Annotated in this window: 15 protein-coding genes; 2 read left to right on the forward strand and 13 right to left on the reverse strand. The window is 39.6% G+C overall.

Translation table 11 applies throughout. The annotated features are described in order from the left end of the window. Positions 1 to 18 precede the first annotated feature (18 nt). The 13 genes from MST17_RS00490 to MST17_RS00555 all read right to left on the reverse strand — a co-directional run bounded on the left by MST17_RS00490 (position 19) and on the right by MST17_RS00555 (position 16,756). Positions 19 to 1,632, reverse strand: a complete 1,614-nt coding sequence (locus tag MST17_RS00490; protein ID WP_180026173.1) for a Tn7-like element transposition protein TnsE — start codon at positions 1,630 to 1,632, stop codon at positions 19 to 21. Between the two features lie 2 nt (positions 1,633 to 1,634). Further along, on the reverse strand, positions 1,635 to 3,167 hold the full coding sequence (locus MST17_RS00495; RefSeq protein ID WP_180026172.1) for a TnsD family Tn7-like transposition protein: 1,533 nt from the start codon (positions 3,165 to 3,167) through the stop codon (positions 1,635 to 1,637). Further along, the gene (locus tag MST17_RS00500) at positions 3,160 to 4,848 is read right to left on the reverse strand and encodes an AAA family ATPase (RefSeq protein WP_104504097.1); all 1,689 of its coding nucleotides are present in this window, start codon (positions 4,846 to 4,848) and stop codon (positions 3,160 to 3,162) included. Before MST17_RS00500 ends, MST17_RS00495 begins: the two co-directional genes overlap by 8 nt. 14 nt (positions 4,849 to 4,862) lie before the next feature. After that, positions 4,863 to 6,962, reverse strand: a complete 2,100-nt coding sequence (locus MST17_RS00505) for a Mu transposase C-terminal domain-containing protein (RefSeq protein ID WP_180026171.1) — start codon at positions 6,960 to 6,962, stop codon at positions 4,863 to 4,865. After that, positions 6,949 to 7,758 carry a TnsA endonuclease C-terminal domain-containing protein gene (locus tag MST17_RS00510; protein ID WP_180026170.1) on the reverse strand — a complete coding sequence of 270 codons (810 nt, stop codon included), beginning with the start codon at positions 7,756 to 7,758 and terminating at the stop codon, positions 6,949 to 6,951. Before MST17_RS00510 ends, MST17_RS00505 begins: the two co-directional genes overlap by 14 nt. Positions 7,759 to 9,136: 1,378 nt before the next feature. Then, positions 9,137 to 10,975 (reverse strand): glutamine--fructose-6-phosphate transaminase (isomerizing), encoded by a 1,839-nt coding sequence (glmS, locus tag MST17_RS00520; protein ID WP_180026169.1) that lies wholly within the window; start codon positions 10,973 to 10,975, stop codon positions 9,137 to 9,139. 12 nt (positions 10,976 to 10,987) lie between these two features. Continuing rightward, positions 10,988 to 12,352: a bifunctional UDP-N-acetylglucosamine diphosphorylase/glucosamine-1-phosphate N-acetyltransferase GlmU gene (gene glmU, locus MST17_RS00525; RefSeq protein ID WP_180003565.1), complete on the reverse strand. Its 1,365-nt coding sequence runs from the start codon at positions 12,350 to 12,352 to the stop codon at positions 10,988 to 10,990. Positions 12,353 to 12,373: 21 nt separating this feature from the next. Next, positions 12,374 to 12,850, reverse strand: a complete 477-nt coding sequence (locus MST17_RS00530; protein ID WP_180003656.1) for a phosphatidylglycerophosphatase A — start codon at positions 12,848 to 12,850, stop codon at positions 12,374 to 12,376. A 22-nt stretch (positions 12,851 to 12,872) separates the two neighbouring features. Then, positions 12,873 to 13,790 (reverse strand): thiamine-phosphate kinase, encoded by a 918-nt coding sequence (gene thiL, locus MST17_RS00535; RefSeq protein ID WP_180026168.1) that lies wholly within the window; start codon positions 13,788 to 13,790, stop codon positions 12,873 to 12,875. A gap of 20 nt (positions 13,791 to 13,810) precedes the next feature. Continuing rightward, a complete protein-coding gene (gene nusB, locus MST17_RS00540) occupies positions 13,811 to 14,260 on the reverse strand; it encodes a transcription antitermination factor NusB (protein ID WP_067765594.1) in 450 nt (149 codons plus the stop codon). Between the two features lie 4 nt (positions 14,261 to 14,264). Continuing rightward, positions 14,265 to 14,735: a 6,7-dimethyl-8-ribityllumazine synthase gene (ribE, locus tag MST17_RS00545; RefSeq protein WP_111885509.1), complete on the reverse strand. Its 471-nt coding sequence runs from the start codon at positions 14,733 to 14,735 to the stop codon at positions 14,265 to 14,267. Positions 14,736 to 14,746: 11 nt separating this feature from the next. Next, positions 14,747 to 15,868, reverse strand: coding sequence for a bifunctional 3,4-dihydroxy-2-butanone-4-phosphate synthase/GTP cyclohydrolase II (gene ribBA / locus MST17_RS00550; protein WP_180026167.1), 1,122 nt, complete (start codon positions 15,866 to 15,868; stop codon positions 14,747 to 14,749). A 309-nt stretch (positions 15,869 to 16,177) separates the two neighbouring features. Further along, positions 16,178 to 16,756 carry a TetR/AcrR family transcriptional regulator gene (locus MST17_RS00555; protein ID WP_180026166.1) on the reverse strand — a complete coding sequence of 193 codons (579 nt, stop codon included), beginning with the start codon at positions 16,754 to 16,756 and terminating at the stop codon, positions 16,178 to 16,180. Positions 16,757 to 16,908: 152 nt separating this feature from the next. Between MST17_RS00555 and MST17_RS00560 the strand changes: the two genes are divergently transcribed. Both MST17_RS00560 and MST17_RS00565 read left to right on the forward strand, forming a co-directional pair. Next, on the forward strand, positions 16,909 to 17,652 hold the full coding sequence (locus MST17_RS00560) for an SDR family oxidoreductase (RefSeq protein ID WP_180026165.1): 744 nt from the start codon (positions 16,909 to 16,911) through the stop codon (positions 17,650 to 17,652). A gap of 314 nt (positions 17,653 to 17,966) precedes the next feature. Then, positions 17,967 to 18,560, forward strand: coding sequence for a 2-hydroxychromene-2-carboxylate isomerase (locus tag MST17_RS00565; RefSeq protein ID WP_180026164.1), 594 nt, complete (start codon positions 17,967 to 17,969; stop codon positions 18,558 to 18,560). Positions 18,561 to 18,589 lie beyond the last annotated feature (29 nt).

Consider the following 18,589-nt stretch of genomic DNA (forward strand, 5'->3'; position numbering starts at 1 on the left):
TAATCGTATTATTTAATATCAATTGAATGTGGAATGCCCCAGGATAGATAGGTGTCTGATGATATTCAGCCGCCATAGCTCTATTTCTTCCGAAGTATATGTCATTGATGCCTGTGACTTTTTAGGATGATTAATAGTTTTAAATAATCCCCATTCTGAAAGTATTTCCTTAGCAGGCCAACGTAAAGAGAGTCTCACAATCTCTAGTGTAAGTTTCTTGATGACCTCTTGACTAGGATGCGTGTCAGAATTCCATTGAATTATTAGAGTAGAAATACTCTTCGCACGATCATCAAGATCAATTTCAAAAATACTTGAAGCTCTGTCTTGATATTTGAATCTGAACTCAAGCAATGTTCGGGGATGATCTTTATGAATATAGTGTAGCCGCGATTTACCCACTTTGGGTAATCGATGGTAATGTGGATCTTCAGAGTCTAATACAATAACCTTTGACTCATTTAAGCCTATGATCATTTCTTTGAATGCAGTAAGGCTTTCACTGTAATATTCTAGATATTGAAGATCATCTGCGAGGCCCATGAATTCACCTTGTCCAAGGGTCCCTAATATTGATGGTTCATCTGTCGCAACGACATCTGGATCATCAAAGGTACCTCGTTCTTCCCCATATGACTTGTTCATTCCCTTGAGTTTTATATAGCGTTTGGCAGTACGGATTGGTTGCTGAAAACTTAACAGTACTGGTTCAGATTTAATAATTACCGTACCTTTATCTGAACTTGCTTCCTGTAGATCATCAATAGCCGGTTCTTCTGGCGTTTTTTCAATGCGATAGCTACCCTTTGTTGTATTGGTCGTTTCGTTTTGTTTTTGGATAAATTGAGAGCTAGAAAACTCAACCAGCTTAGGAAGTTTGGGTTGTATATTTTTAATTTCAAGAATTTCATTGATATAAATCTGATCTGATTCTTTTGAATAATAGGCTTTTACCGTAATTTCTGTATTTCTTAAAGACGGACAGCTAAAGTCGAAATTCCATTTCTCTCTTGATTTGTCTTGATATTTTTGTGAAATTAAGTGGGCGGCAATACTTTTATAGCAGGCTTTAATTTCACGATTAACTAGGATCCAAGCGAGAACACTGCGTATTTCAACAGAGTTATAAAGCGTAGTAGGAAAACTTTTTGACACCAATTCATGAATGATGTAATGATCTTTGTTTATTTTTTTGACAGCAAACTCTGCATCCAAAAATTCAGGATTGAACACATTACGGGCAAAGTATGCATTATGAAAAAACAAGGCACGGGCAAGTTCAAGCTTGGGTAAATGCACTAAGGTATTTTCATAGCGATGATCAAGATCAGTCATGATCTGAGACAACTGATTTTGTTGGCTGTAGATGTTGCATGTATTGTGCCAGCGTCTGAGATGTTCAATTTTATATGTCAGAATGAGTGGATCTGCCGATTTGTACTCTGGAGTTGGTTTTAAACATCTTTGACGTGCAAGTAAATGCATATTTGAGAATCTAACCCCGACAGGATATTTTTTTTTCGACATCAGGTCGTTGAGCTGAAGTTCGATCATCCAAGCTTTGTTTTTTTGTTCTCTATAAATAGTCCCCATGGAACGAATAAAGGCATTCTCAGGAAAATTTTTCAGCATTATTACACCTTAATAATCTGATCATATTGTATGACCTGGTTGAGGAAGTTTTGGGTTTCTTTTGTCATTCTGTCTGTTGTTAAGCCAGCTTTTCTGAGTAATACCCACAAGGGGATAGACTCATTTTTGAGTTTATTTAGCAGAAGTTCACGTGATAAGCGCCGAATTTGATAGCAGCTGACATCTTCTTGGTATTTGCTTAGAAATTTTGCGATTAATGGTAAGTTATCTAAATTCTTTTCAATAGTTGATGGGCTTTTTAATTGTTTGATCCACCAGGTTCTTGTTCTTCGAGGAGAGTCAAGGTTTTCCAGCAATTGTTGGTGTAAGCGAAGTAATGTTTTGACGCCTTCCCAATCACGTTGTTTCCAATTGACTTTTTTCCCAGATGGAATAAATGGCATCTGTTTCTGAGCATTGGTTTCTACTAGCCATTTTTTATCATTACGGTATAACCAAGCATACAGGGCTGTATTTTGTCGTCTTGCATTCACAATAGAGGTTTGTGCTAAAGCAGTTAACCATAAATGACGTTGGGTATGGATAACTGTGGGTTGTAACTTTTCGCCTACGGTGTTGTCACAGAAGCTTGTTGGCGTAGGTGAATATGCTTTCACCACTTTGAGAATCTCTTGAAAAGTCCAAGACTTCCCACCGTAAAATGCTTCAATCACGATGAAATGTTCTAAGTAAGAAAAACTGCGTCGATGTTTTCTAAACATATGATGAAGCCAGCTATTTTCCGTACACAGATCACCTAGTCCATGCTGTATTAGAAATGACATCGGCCAACGTTGCATAATCTTTTGGTAAATGAGTTCATGTACTATGTGATGTTTGCCTTTGACCATATTATGTTTTAAGGCAAGGTCTTTATAAAAAAGTGTCCATTGCGCTAAGTTAGCAGACGGGGTGTTTGTAAGTGAACAAAGTTCAATGGCTTTTTGTGCAATCAAAATTTCATCTAGGGAGGCGGGTTCTTGGGCATGTGTTGGACAGTTCTCTAAACAAGCGGCTTTGAATTCATGCTTATGGACGGGTCTATATTGCACGCTACTATTGAGGAGTTTCCCATGTTGAGGACAGCAACTAACACCTGGAATTTGCCACAGTCTAGACCAATACCATTCGCCATAGCTTTGTAATTGTTCTTCGAAACATCGAGGACAGTAGCGTAAGTATTCCGGAATATTAACTTTTGATGCATTGAGTCCTACAGCTAAGTGCAAAGCACCATGCGATGCTCCTTGCATGAAATGTAAGCAGTTTTGGCGTCTTTCTTCGGGAATAAAGCAAGCATATATTGGGAATAGTGTGTGTTTATCAATAAGATGATTTAAATCATAAAGTCTTTGGGGTAGCCAGTGCAAAATTTTTTCAAGATGACATGGCAGATCTACCGTTGCAGAAACTTTACGATTTTGAAACACTTCATCAAGGAGTTGTTTCGGGCTACTGAGGGCCAAACGTATTCCAGCACGTGCTACAGTACTGTAGATCAACTCATCAGGATAAGGCGTGGGAAAATTAAACATGTTGATGACTCTCCCTGAGCCATTGCTCAATATCAATTACATACCCTGTGTGATCTTTCAGGTGTTGATAAAATGAAAGAAGAGGGTCTTTTTGACTGTATTGAAAACGTAAGTCAGCATTATCTAACTGATGCCATGCTGCAGCTTTGATGGTAGGTTTTCGAGGGGATTGGAGCGCTTTTTTCTGATCATTTTCCATGACTTTTTCGAGGTCATTTTCATCTTTGAGCCATTGCATAATCACAGGCAACAAAGTTTGCATGTCTGTATTTGGATAAGACTGAAATGCTCTTTTAATCATGTTTGGGAGTAGATCTGATTGATACCCCAATTCAACCAATAGTCGATGCAGACGAATCGCCTGTGAGTTTCCATCATAGATATCGACATCATCTTTCTCGCCATGTTCTTGTCTAATCTTTTCCTGCAAGTACAGTAATTTTTTGTCGACTTCGGGGATACTTAAGTCTGAGTACTGTGCAATTCTTTGAGGATCCCCACTGCGTAATGCCTCAATCATGGCATGGATTGGGATCATATCTTGCATGTAGGTGGTTTCTAGCAGTCTGATCGTAATACGTTCTACCCCAGTCTCGATCGCTCTGATCTGAGCCAATACAAACAGTTTCACCACCACATCTGGTATACCTTGTGATAGTTTATACCAACATTCCCGTATATCTTCAGATAGAGAAAGATCTGCTTTAGTCAGCCATTGATATTTCCAAAGTGTATCTGTAAACCCCACCCATTCAGACTTGATCACTTGCTGAGTGTGAGGAGAAACACTATTTTTTTCATTTTTGATCGGCTCCCATAATACTGCCCCAAATCCAATTGCTCTTCGAGCTGATCTGAAATCAGCATCAAATATAGGGCGTGCTTTTGGTGTACCGACCATTACAACAGGTAAGCTGATGATATTGACGAGGGTGACGAAAAAATTAAGCATCTTTTTCTCTCCCCCAGATTTATTAACGCTCAAATGTTGAATTTCATCGATAATTAATAAGCCAATCGCGTGAAGATTGGCAATTTGGCTCATTAGATGCATCAGCGTTTCAACACCATGCCTTTTTAAAGCATATTTTCTTTCATAATCTGAGCCAATTGCAGAATCCACAGCTCTGAAAAAATGTAAGCATAAACTTTTTAATGATCCATCGTGTGGACAGTCAATTTTAAGATAGACAATTTGGGTGAAGTTATATTTTTCGTGAAAAATGACCTGAGGATATGTTGCTAGAATTCGATTTAATGTGGTGGTTTTTCCACTCCCTGAGCAGCCAATAAAAGACATACTCTTGGCAGTCGATTGTGCTGTTTTAAATCGAAACGCATGGATATCCCCTGTCATCATTCGTTCGTAACCATTTTGCAGGTGAGTAGCTAATTCACCTTTTTCAAGATTACGTGCGACATATCCATCACGAATCATAATGCCAAGCTTTTGCTCAAGTGAATAGTGTCTTGAAATAGGCAGAAAAAAACTATTCATGAGCTGAGAAATCAGATGACTTCTAACCACTCCGGGTTCATGTTTCTCAAGCGGACTAATATCTACTGTACATTTCAAGGCTGTTTTAATATCGTTGAAATTACGTATTGGCGGCAATGCTTCTATAAGTGGATTGCCTCTATATTGACCAAAGCTCGGTTGATAAATGGCGTTGACTTTCATCTTTTTTCCTCACTTTAATCATCATCGAATAATTGATCAAAAAATGCAGGTCGATCGTATTGATCCTGGTCATCTGTGTGTGCTTTACCTTTTGAAAAAGAAACGATATTGCTTGGTCGTTCTTGATTTGATTTACAGGTAGGCACTGATTCTTTGAGCACTTCTCTTTCTTGGTCGCGTGCCTTTATACGATTCTCTTTAATGGTTGAAAGGCGATCAGCATTGCTTCGGGTTGATTGTCGTGTCGATTCAAGGGCTTTTTGAATGATTTCTTCATTTGAACGTTCTAATTCAGCACGGGCAATTTGTAATGAGGTATGGTAATTTGCCTGGCTAGACTTTTGCTCCTTCTTAACTTTCCAAACTTCCCAAAAACTACAGCCTATAAATTCTCTTGAACGTTGTGCTAATTGTGCTTCCCAATACTCAGAGTTAGGCTGCGAAAAAAACACATATATTTTTTCAGCATTAGCCGGATCATAGGCTATGGTTAATTTTTGTGGGCGCTGTATTGATGTAGAGCGATGCATCCAACCATTTTCTAAGATTTCTTTACAAATATAGTAAACACCAAAAACTTTAAGGCCTAAATGCGACAGTGTAGCTTCAGTCCGTGGGAGGAGAGCAATGTAGATCGCACGTTCAGAAGCTGTTCTTAATTTACCAGTCCTATTTTGGATCCCCCAATTCCACAGATGTAATGGAATATTTGGAAGATCTGTCGGCATATCGATATCACGATCATAAGATCTGATTTCATGCGTCTGATTATGCATTAACACAGAATTAAGTATAATCTTGGTAAACTCATGTATAGTCAGAGTAGCATCTAGCCGATAATCTTTACCCCCACGTTTCTTTTCTTTAATAGGTTGTACAACACCTGGTGCATAGGGTTTAAAGTCAGCCTGTATGGTACGAAAATATCGCTCGATAATCCCTTTAAGATCACCTCGATATGCAGGGGCATTTTCAATTCGGATAGCAAAACTTTTTTCTAGGTGTTCAATTTGATGACCGAGTAGTTCACCACGATCTGCTAAAATGGCTTCAGGTAAACCGATGCAAGGCCAATCCTCAGAACGTATTTCACGGCCAAAACTTTGACAATATTTGACTTTGTCACACATGGCAACACGTAGAACTTGCATGCTCGTAACATATGATGGATTTTCGAGACCAACATATATACCGGTCACCATACGACTAAATTCATCTATCATAAAATAGACAGTTGGCCGCCCAATAATGCATGAGCGATCAGAGTCAGAAATGAGATATATATCTGCAATTGTTGCGTCAATTTGATATCGCGAACCTGGCCCTGAAACTTGTGAATTTGTTGTAGACAATAAAGGTCTGTTATCTTTCAAATATTGAATTTGAGGAGAACGCTTTTTAAGCCTAAAAGTGCGGCTAAAATCTCTTTCATAAAAATATTTAAATTGCCAAAAAGAAGGATACTCAGTCTTTGGTATATCAGGATATTCCTCCTGATAAAGCATCAGAAATTTACGGTAAGCGTATTTAATGGAAATTTTTTTGTCATTGAGTAAGTATTGATTGATGACTTTCTTAAATAATTTTTCCACATTTTTATCAATTAATGCACCTGTCCCAACAGAAATAATACGTGGTCGACCTAATTTCTTTTCTGTGACGGTTTTTTTTATCCCTTTTCCACCAGAATTATAGTATTGAGGAATAAGCGCATTAGGTGTCATACCACGTTGCCAATAGCATCGTAATAGACGATAAATCGTTTGTTTAGTCGCGATTTTTTGTTGTACAAGTTGTTCAATTAGATAAGCACGTTCTTTAGGATCATAAAATCGTTCATGCTCAATAATTCTTTTGATTATCGCAAAGTTATGATCACGTTTTATCTGGTAAATAGATCCTGTATCTACAGAGAATAAACTGAGATCTGAAAATGGGTCATGTGCTAGTTGTGCTTGACTAGCGATAACGTGTTGTTCAAGTTCAGAAATTGGAAAAAGTTCAGGCAACGCCTTATTAGACTGTATATCTATCCACACTAAATACTGAGGGTATATTTTTAAAATCCGAAATAAAACATGATCTAATTGATAAACCTTATTAACCTGAAACATTGTGAAGTTTCTCCAAATATTGAATGTTTCCGATCTCAATGTCACGACAACGAATCTTTCTATAGCCTTTAGTGATATCGAAAAGAAAATAGCGCTGAGCAAGCAGTTCCCTAATTTCTAGAAGAGAGCCACCCGCTTCCATTGAGTAGTGAGTATCAAGATATTTGGATAGCTCTATCAGCGTAAGTTCTGGTTTTTGAATAAAATAAGTTTGGTAGAAATCTATTTTTGAGAAGGTATAGATATCAGTATTGACTTTATTCAAGGGGTAGAGCCATTTAATATTATCTATAGCTGTAGGTGAAATATCTTTTTCTGTAAAGAGAAACCAAGGTATGTTTTTTTGCTCCCAATAACGTCTCTCGAGTTCTAATTGAGCAATGGTCCTTTTTAGTTCAAGGTGTGTTGACTTAAGCGCTTTTACAACAAAGCAAGGGGGTTTTAGAGGAGAATGATTGACGATAAAAAATGTTGAGGTAATGATTTGATGGACATTTTGTTCAATGGGGTGTGGAATTTTTAGATCTTCAGCAATTTGAACAGTAGTTTCAAGATCGAGTGGAATTTGCTCCCGTATATCTACAATATCCTGAATTCTTTCTAGTGCTAAAAATAGTGCTAATTCTAAGTCAGAAAATAAATGGTGAGTCCTTTGAGTTTTATAACCATATACACGACTCGATCTTTCAGTCAGCGACTTATTATCTCTGACATTCAAAAAAGGCTTGTATGCATCTAATTGCCCTTGACCACGTCCTTCTTGCAGCCAACGTAATTGTTGTTGTTTTGAAACCATTCTAGAACTCATCTCTTTTTTTTAGAAATTATCATTTGATTTAATTTTGATCAATATGGTTTCCTACTTTATTTCTAAAATATTAATTTTTTTTACTCTGTATGAATGATTATTTCTTCTTATGTATTGAATGTTATTGATCTAAAATTTATTTAATTTTTTAAAATCAATAATATATATTATTTTTTTAGATAGATATTTACTTACAAATAATCTATTCATATTTTTGACATAGAAGTTAGTTGTGTATGGCTTTGTTACACAAAGCTCATATAGGAGGCTTATTGAGTAATATAATCTCAAAATGAATAAGTCTCTTCCTAAAATTTATCGCACAACCAATTGGTCTTCCTATCATGGATCCTTGGTTAGCCCAGACAATCTTTCCATTCGGTTTCATACTTAGAATCGGTGGTATGATCAGCCAAAAGGAAAATAAAGTAAGAATCAAATCTACTCTGATACAATTATTCAATGATCAAAGCTCTATTTTAAGTCTTTTTAAGTAGGGGGGAGGTTTGGTTCAAAGTCTGATTAAACTTTGCGGATGAGATGCGACAGCCCTAGAGTACATAATGCTGTGTAGAAGAAAAAAGCATATTGCGATGAGCGATCAAAAAAATCATGATAATCTTACCTTAAAAGTTGAACTTTCTTTAGCTCAGTTTAAATTTAAAATATTACTTCTATGAAAAATATTCTTAGGGATTTAAGCTCAAATTTATCCAGCTGCATTTATTTGGATATGGTAAGGCATTAAAGAAAAACAGTCAGACATCTAGGAGGGTCTCTGGTCTGAGTGCCGTCTTCGAAGGTTTGGTGGAAGCCACTATACATGGCATCAAATTATTAGACGATAAATTGCCAGTAAGGAGCTTCTCTAGTGAGATGTATGCACATGTAGTAGTACTCAATAGATTTATAGAATTAATCTGTCCTCATACCTAAGCTGCATCTTAAAGTTGAATAATTAAGGGTAGCTCTGCCCTATAAATCTTTGGGCAACAAAGCTAGTCCGTATAAAAAGTTATCTCTTCGGATAAAGTTTTGAGGGAATTTTGATAAGAATTGATAGAGTTGAGTGTTTTATATTGTAAGGTAATATAGTTTCATACTATACAATTTATAAATAATTGATTTTAATAAATAAATTTTTAATATTAATTAAAGAAAGTTTCATACTACTAACAACAAAATAATTTTTGATTCATTTAAAAATAAAAAAAGTTCCATACTTGTTTCTTAATATACTGAAAAATATGTAAATATATTTTAAGTATAGAAAAAGTATGGAACTTTATTTTAGAGTGAAGGACTTTATTACATAGTATTAAACATTTTTACTCTATTACAAATCACCTGACTTATTGTCAGAAACTTATTCCACCGTCACGGATTTTGCCAAATTACGTGGCTGATCGACATCAGTACCACGCAACACCGCAACATGGTATGACAAAAGTTGAACTGGAATACTATAAACAATAGGGGCTAAAATTTCGTTCACACTCGGCACATAAACCACATGTTGGCGATCTTTAGTTTTAATGCCGCTATTCTCATCGGCAAAGACAAATAGCTCACCGCCACGTGCTTGGACTTCTTCCATATTTGATTTGAGTTTATCCAGCATGTCATCTTTCGGTGCTAGAATCACAACAGGCATGTCGTTATCCACTAAAGCCAATGGACCATGTTTGAGTTCACCAGCCGCATAACCTTCTGCGTGGATATATGAAATCTCTTTAAGTTTCAAAGCACCTTCAAGGGCGATAGGGAACTCAGTTCCACGACCCAAGAATAGGCAGTGATTTTTTTCAACAAATAATTCTGATAGACGTAGAATCTCAGCATTATTTTGTAAAGTATCTAAAATCACTTTTGGTGTATGCCAAAGCGCGGCAATAATTTCAGAGACACGGTCAGTTGAAATGCTTTGCTTAATTTGACCAATTTTCAATACCAATAGCATCAGTGCCGCAAGCTGTGTGGTAAAGGCTTTGGTCGAAGCAACACCAATTTCAGGGCCTGCGAGTGTCAACAAACTGTAGTTGGTTTCACGTACCATCGACGAGGTTGCCACGTTGCAAATGGTCATGGTGGTGATATTCAAGCTTTTCGCTGCTGCACGCTTTTGCGTATCACGCAGTGCAGCTAAAGTATCGGCTGTTTCACCTGATTGAGAAATACAAACATACAGTGTGTTATTCACAATCACAGGCGAGCGATAACGGAACTCACTGGCAATTTCGACTTGGCAAGGCACATCAATCAGTTGTTCAAACCAATATTTAGCAATCATGCCGGCATGGTAGCTAGTACCACATGCGATGATTTGCACTTGTTGAATTTTAGTAAAAGCATCAGTCGCATTGATTAAGAAATCATCACGAAGCGCATTACCATTTAAGGCTTGTGAAATCGTTTGTTTAATCGCTTCAGGCTGCTCATAAATTTCTTTGAGCATATAGTGTTTATATTCACCTTTTGAAGCATTGCTTACAGTCGCATCAAGCTCTTTGATTGGACGATTCACCAATTTACCATCGACGAATACTTCAATGGTATTACGTGTCAAACGTGCAATATCACCTTCTTCAAGGTAGATAAAACGGTTGGTAATCGGTAAAAGTGCCAATTGATCCGAGCTAATAAAGTTCTCGCCAATACCGACACCAATCACAAGAGGTGAACCTTCACGTACTGTGATTAATTCATCAGGATGGTCTGTATGTACGATACCCAGTGCATAAGCACCTTTGAGTTGAGGCACGACACTTTTAACCGCTTCTAAAAGACTTGGGGTGGTTTTTAAAGCGTCATTGACTAAATGCGCGACAACTTCTGTATCGGTTTGTGAGGTAAAAACATAACCAAGCGCTTCAAGATCATCTTTAAGCTCTTGATAGTTTTCAATAATACCGTTATGAACAACAGCCACATTGCCTGAAATATGCGGATGGGCATTATTTTCAGTTGGTTTACCATGGGTTGCCCAGCGCGTATGTGCAATACCGACCGAACCTGCGATATCTGCTTCTTCAACGGCTTGTTCAAGATTTGCAACTTTACCTACGCGACGTTCACGTAGAACGTGGCCTTTATTAATCAGCGCTAAACCTGCAGAGTCATAGCCACGATATTCAAGACGCTTTAAGCCTTCAATTAAAATATTGGTAATACTACGTTCTGCAACGCCACCGACAATACCGCACATAATTTAATCCTCTTATTTCTTCAATTTTTGTGGACGTTGATAGTTTTCTTTGGCAAATTGCTTCGAACGTTCTACCGCAAGGCTATTGTCTGCCACGTCACGTGTAATGGTTGAGCCAGCACCCACTGTTGCACCATGACCAATGGTGACAGGAGCGACTAATGAGCTATTTGAGCCGATGAAGGCTGAGTCACCGATAATGGTTTTAAATTTGTTTGCGCCATCATAGTTGCAGGTAATGGTGCCTGCGCCAATGTTTGAACCTGCACCGACTTCTGCATCACCTAAATAGGTAAAGTGGTTGGCTTTTGAGCCTAACCCGACAGTGGTATTTTTAACTTCAACAAAGTTACCAATATGTACTTCTGCAGCTAATTTTGCGCCAGGGCGTAAACGTGCAAATGGACCGATTTGAGCGTCTTCACCAACAATGGCACTGTCAAAAACGCTATACGGTTGAACTTTAGTGCCTGCCGCAATCTTGGTGTTTTTAATGATACAACCTGCACCAATTTCAACGTTATCACCAAGTTCAACATCACCTTCAATAATCACGTTAATATCGATACGGACATCTTGACCAACAGTCAATGTACCACGTAAGTCGAAACGTGCAGGATCAATCAGGTGAACGCCTTGTTGCATCAGTTGTTTAGCTTGGAATGCTTGAAATTCACGTTCAAGTGCAGCTAACTGTACACGGTCATTGACACCTTCCACTTCGAAAGCGCGTTCTGGTTCAACAGATGCCACTTCGAGACCGTCTGCAATCGCCATGGCAACGATATCGGTCAGGTAATATTCACCTTGCGCGTTATTATTGCTTAATTTTGGTAACCATTCGTGCAATTTAGCATTGCTTACTGCATAAATACCGGTATTAAATTCTTTGATTTTACGTTGTTCTTCAGAGGCATCTTTGTGTTCAACAATGGCTTGAATTTTGCCATTTTCACGTACAATACGACCATAACCTGTCGCATCATTAACCGTTAGGGTTACTAAGCCAATACCTGTTTGAGCAGATGCATCTAATAGTTTTTGTAATGTTGCTTCAGTGATGCAAGGCACATCACCCGAGAGAATCAAAGAAATCCCAGTTTTTGCTAGGACAGGCAGAGTCACTTTGACTGCATGGCCTGTACCTAATTGTTCTGCTTGTTCAACCCATTTGACATTTTCATGTGCAAACGCGTTTTGAACCAATTCACCGCCATGCCCATAAATGGTAATTATTTCTTCTGCATTTAGTTTTTTCGCCGTGTTGATGACATGGCCAAGTAGGGGTTGTCCTGCGAGTGGTTGTAATACTTTGGGTAAACGAGAACGCATACGTGTCCCTTTACCTGCAGCAAGAATAATAACGCTAGTAGACATGTTTAATCCTAGGTGTTTCTATTACATAGACAAAATATAAAAATAAATACAGATGCAAAGCGCGGCCCAAAGACCTGCAATGATGTCGTCGAACATGATGCCAAAGCCACCACCGACTTGACGGTCAATGACACGAATTGGCCACGGTTTCCAGACATCAAATAAACGGAATAAAGCAAAACCAATCAATGCCCAAGTCCAGCTCATTTGCCCAAGATATAAAATCGGGAGGAAGGTAATGGACTGACCGGCAAATTCATCCCATACGATGCGGCCATCGTCATGGACACCCATGACTTTGGCGGTTTGACCACAAATATAGATCCCAATAATCGACATGAGGATCATGACTATAATGGAGTTGAAAAAGCCGATTGCAAGCCAACCTGGAATAAACAACAAAGCAAAAGCAGAGCCAAAGGTACCCGGTGCTTTGGGTGCAAGACCCGAGCCAAATCCCACGCCACAAAAGGCGATGACTCGGTTAAACCAAGACATGGATTTAAAGTTAATGGCTGGCTTATGCAAAATGCTGGTATCCCTTAAATTTTATGACTTGGTCAACACCGTGATTGTTATAACGGATTCCCAAATTTGGGGTGATTTGACCGATTTTACTAATGTTTACATCTAATTCTAGTTGCAGAAGCTTTTTATAATTCTGCGGACTTATTGTAAAGCATAACTCATAGTCATCTCCACCCGCGAGGGCGTATTGCCACTGCTTTTCTTGTTGTAATTGTTTTACATCGTGATCGATAGGAAGTTGATCTAATTCAATTTCTGCACCGACGTGTGAAGCAGCGAGGATATGTCCTAAATCTTGTGCGAGCCCATCAGAGACATCAATCATACTGTTGGCTAAGCCTTTGAGCTGTTGGCCCAATAAGCAACGTGGTGTGGGATAATCTAAACGGCGTTGTAAGCGATGACCTAAATGGTTTAACCCAAATGCAGCATCACCGACTTGTCCGCTGACGCAGATATAATCACCGACTTGGGCACCTGAACGTGGGACAGCTTGTCCTGATTCTACCCAGCCGAGGGCTGTAACTGAAATCGTCAGATGAGGACTTTGTGTGGTATCACCACCAATTAAACTTACACCAAATTGATCGCAACAATCATATAAACCCTGACTAAAGCCTTTGAGCCAGTCATGATCAATTTGGGGTAGGCTCAATGCCAATAAAATACTGTGTGGTTTGGCACCCATTGCAGCAATGTCAGAGAGGTTGACAGCAACAGATTTCCAGCCGATGGCATGTGGTTTTGTGTCGAGAGGGAAGTGACGTCCAGCAACCAGTGTATCAGCACAGATGACCAATTGTTGCTGTGGAGGAGGGGTGAGCAAGGCTGAGTCATCACCGACCCCTAAATCGACAGAATTAATATTCTGACGATTAAAATAGGTATCAATGATCGAGAACTCAGCCATACAACGTACTACTTAAAAAATTAATTAGCTTGTTGCTTTTCTGCTGCACGCAATGTAGTCGCTAAACGATCCAATACACCATTGATGTACTTATGGCTGTCTGCACCGCCAAAATGTTTAGCTAACTCGATCGCTTCATCGAGTACGACACGGTAAGGAATCTCAAGGTGTTCTTTGAGTTCATACGCGCCTAAACGAAGGGTTGCAAGTTCAACGCCATCTAAGGCTTCAACTTCGCGATCGAGTACAGGGATTAAAAGCGCATCCAATGCTTCATGATTGGCAACAACCTCGGTCAATAACTCGTGGTAATAGCCGAGATCTACCTTGTGCATGGCATTTTCCACACGCGTACGTGCTTCAATCTCATGCACAGGATTGCGGCTCATTTGCCATTCATAAATTCCTTGTACAGCAAAGCGACGTGCTTTACGTTTTGCTGCATAAGTTGCTTGAAGTGTTTGCGACATAGCGTTAAATAGCCTTTAACAAGTTAACCATTTCAATAGCAGTTAAGGCAGCTTCACTACCTTTATTGCCTGCTTTTGTACCTGAGCGTTCAATCGCTTGTTCAATACTATCCGTAGTCAATACACCATTAATTACTGGTAAGCCAGTATCTAGACCAACAACGCCTAAACCTTTGGCACATTCGCCAGCAACAAAATCGAAGTGAGGCGTGCTACCACGAATCACTGCGCCAAGCGCGATGATGGCATCGAAACGATCTGAAGCTGCAAGTTTCTTTGCAACCACTGGAAGTTCCCAAGCACCCGGTGCATGAACAATAGTGATATTATCCTCTGATACGCCATGACGTTTCAATGTATCAACGGCACCTTCTAGCAAATGTTCAACAACAAAGCTATTAAAACGACCAACTAAAATCGCATAACGGTCTTCGTTCGCGAGATGTAACATACCTTCAATACGGCGAACTGCCATAGCAACCTCGATTATTTCTCTGATGTTTGATTTGCGGTGATGTATTCCACCACTTCTAAGTTAAAACCTGATAATGCATTAAAGCGTAATGGCGAGCTAAGAAGCTTCATTTTTTCCACGCCTAAATCACGTAAAATTTGTGCGCCGACACCAATGGTTTGGTACTGCTGTGACAGTGCTGCATTGGATTTAACATTTTTCGGTGCAGTTAAATTTTCTAAAGCAGGGCCTAAGTCCTGTAAATGACGCTGACCAATCCACACTAAAACACCACGATCGCTGGATGCGATTTCTTTGAGTGCTTTATCGAGATTCCACGCCGGAGCGCCATCTTGTTTATTGAGTTTTAATAAGTCACGAACCGGGCTGAAACCATGTACACGGACTGTGGTTATGCCTTGTTTTGGTTCGCCTTTAACCAGTGCCAAATGAATGTCTGGGTTACCAATTTCACGGTAACGGAACAATTCAAAAGTACCGTATTCAGTATCTAAAGTTTGTTGATCAATGCGCTCAACGGTTTGCTCATTGGTCATGCGGTAGTGAATTAAGTCCGCAATCGTGCCCATTTTTAAGCCATGCTTTTCAGCAAAGACTTCAAGATCTGGGCGACGCGCCATAGTGCCGTCTTCATTGATGATTTCACAAATCACAGATGCGGGTTCAAGACCTGCTAAACGCGACAAATCACAACCGGCTTCTGTATGACCGGCACGGTGAAGGACACCACCAGGCTGCGCCATCAGCGGGAAAATATGGCCTGGCTGAACAATATCAGCGGGTTTTGCATGTGCTGCTACAGCAGTTTGAATGGTGTGCGCACGTTCAGCAGGTGAGATGCCTGTTGAAATGCCATTTGCTGCTTCAATCGACAAGGTAAAGTTGGTACCGTGCTGTGCACCATTGGCATCTACCATGAGTGGTAGATTTAACTGTTGGCAACGCTCTTTGCTGAGCGTTAAGCATACAAGACCACGCGCATGCGTAATCATGAAGTTGATATCTTCAGGGCGTACGTGGGTCGCAGCGATGACAAGGTCGCCTTCATTTTCACGATCTTCATCATCCATCAGGATGACCATTTTTCCTGCACGAATATCAGCTACGAGCTCTTCAACAGTATTGAGCGGCATCAATCTTCACCTTTTTGTTTGTCTCGAATGACATTTACTTGCATTGATTGTTGCATAGTCTAACGTTTTTTTGCGTTCTTTGCCTATGCTTATCATTTTCCTTTAATGGCTCATTGTTATACACAGTCCTCAGAACCTTGAAAAGAGGACTTTATTTGAATTGTGCCATTTATGCCCAATCTTTAAGCGATTGAAAAGCATAAAAATGGGTAAGCTTATACAGATTTTAAATAATTCAAATGAAAGAGATGAACAGTTTGTCGGAAAACTGTCGGTCTTTAACTCCATGAACTGTCACATAAAAATCAATCACGTTGATGCAGCCACATGGCTCTCTAAATATTGCCGAATCATCATCTTATTGGCGTTTAAAATAGTTTTTTGCAAATGTGGATCTGCGGCTGCACGCGCAATTAAAATGGCACCGGCAAGTTGGCAGATCATGGCCCAAGCGAGTTCTTCGCTACCGAGATGCTGACTAAATAAAGCGTGACCACGCAGTAATTCAGTTTCATATACCAACTTGGTGTCCTGATCTGCACGCGCTATTTCACTCGCAAGCGTGGGGAGTGAACAACCTTGCTCGGGATGCTGAACATGTGCAGGGGTTAAATAGCGGTCAAGCTCAAATTCAATCCAATCTTGCGCATTATCATGTGGATTGTTTTGCCACATATCAAAACTGTGTTGTAACTCATGTTCAATTAAGGCTTTAAGTAGCTCTTGTTTAGACGAAAAATGTGAGTAAAAGGCGCCACTGGTGACGCCGGCGGCTTTCATGAAACCATCCACACCTGTTGCGGCAAAGCCGTCTTTTTTCGCAATTTGTCCGCTGATGGTTAAAAGTTCTTGGCGTTTTTTTTGTTTGTATTCGGGTTTGTAGCGCATCTGCAACACCCTTGAAAATAAGATTGACGATAAATTAACCATAACATAGTATTCGTTATAGTAACGATCGTTATTTAATAATGTGTGGTTTAAAACCGACGCTTAAATAAAATGAGCATGGAATAAAAATAAAACAGCAATGGAGTGAGACTATGCAACAACTCAATCGGACTTCGTCAAAAGTCGCTTTAGTGATTGGTGCAGGTGATGCAACTGGTGGTGAAATAGCCAAACGTTTTGCCCAGGAGGGTTATATTGCTTGTATGACACGACGAAATGCAGACAAATTAGAGCCTTTAATTGCTGAAATTCAAACACAGGGAGGGACTGCTTTTGGCTTTGGTTCGGATGCTCGAAAAGAAGAGCAAGTGATTGAACTCATCGAGCATATCGAATCAAACATTGGCCCGATTGAGGTCATGGTCTTTAATATTGGTGCCAACGTCCCTTGTAGTATTTTGGAAGAAACCGCACGTAAATATTTCAAAATATGGGAGATGGCATGTTTCTCGGCATTTTTAACTGGTCGGGAAGTGGCAAAACGCATGGTGACCCGTGAATCTGGCACGATCATTTTTACTGGTGCGACGGCAGGGGTTCGTGGTGCCGCTGGTTTTGCCGCTTTTGCTGGCGCAAAACATGCGCTTCGTGCCTTGGCACAAAGTATGGCGCGTGAACTTGGGCCTAGAAATATTCATGTGGCGCATGTGGTGGTTGATGGGGCGATTGATACCGACTTTATTAAAGATACTTTTCCCGATTTGTACGCAAAAAAAGAGCAAGATGGTATTTTAAATCCAGTACATATTGCAGAAAATTATTGGCATCTCTCACAGCAACCACGAGATGCATGGACGCATGAATTAGATCTGCGACCGTGGATGGAACGCTGGTAAGCGTAATTTGATTCAAATGAAAGAACGATACGCGGTAAGGTCATCCGCAAGTGTTTGAGACAGGACTACATCTATTCAAAAATGTTTTTGCGATACTTTGAATAATTAGACGCTAGTGAACGAGTTTTGCGGATGACAATGGTTTTGGGTACTTTTGCCGAAACAAAAGTACCTCCAGCCGAAGGCTAATCCCTTTATTTAAACCCTGGATGTAAGACTCCGTCAAATCGGCTTAAAAATCATTTAAAAAATACGATGTTACTTTTACGTGCGTAACATCAGTTAGGAAAATAAGCAAAAAAAGGACGAAAAACATGAAAGTCATTGAATTTTATTTTGATGTCGGCAGCCCATATAGTTATATCGGTTTTCATCGCATTCAACAGATTGCACAACAGTATCAAGCCGAGCTGATCTGGAAGCCGATGCTTCTTGGTGGAGTGTTTAAAGCTACAGGCAATATTAGCCCAATGGCGGTACCTGCGAAGGCACGTTATTCCATGATTGATCTTCAACGTTGGGGAAAGTTATGGCAGATACCCGTACAGATGAATCCGTATTTTCCGATCAATACTTTGCAGTTGATGCGTTTGATTACCGCAGTCCAATTATTTCAGCCTGAAGTATTTCTCAATGTACTGACGGGTATTTTTAACGCGATGTTTGGTCAGCCACGCAATTTAAATGATCTCAATGAATTAATTCAATTGATGCAGGAGCTTGGATTGGAGGTAGCGCAGGTTAAATCATGGCTTGAAGATGAAAAAGTAAAGTCTGAGCTTAAAGTGGTGACCGAAGAAGCCATTGCACGTGGTGTGTTTGGGGCGCCAAGTTGGTTTGTCGATGATGAGTTATATTGGGGTGTTGATCATTTACATTTTGTAGAGGATGCTTTACAAGGACAGTAACGCTTGGTGATACATGTATGGAGCATTTA

Source organism: Acinetobacter sp. YH16056_T, from assembly GCF_024605895.1.
Lineage (GTDB): Bacteria > Pseudomonadota > Gammaproteobacteria > Pseudomonadales > Moraxellaceae > Acinetobacter > Acinetobacter amyesii.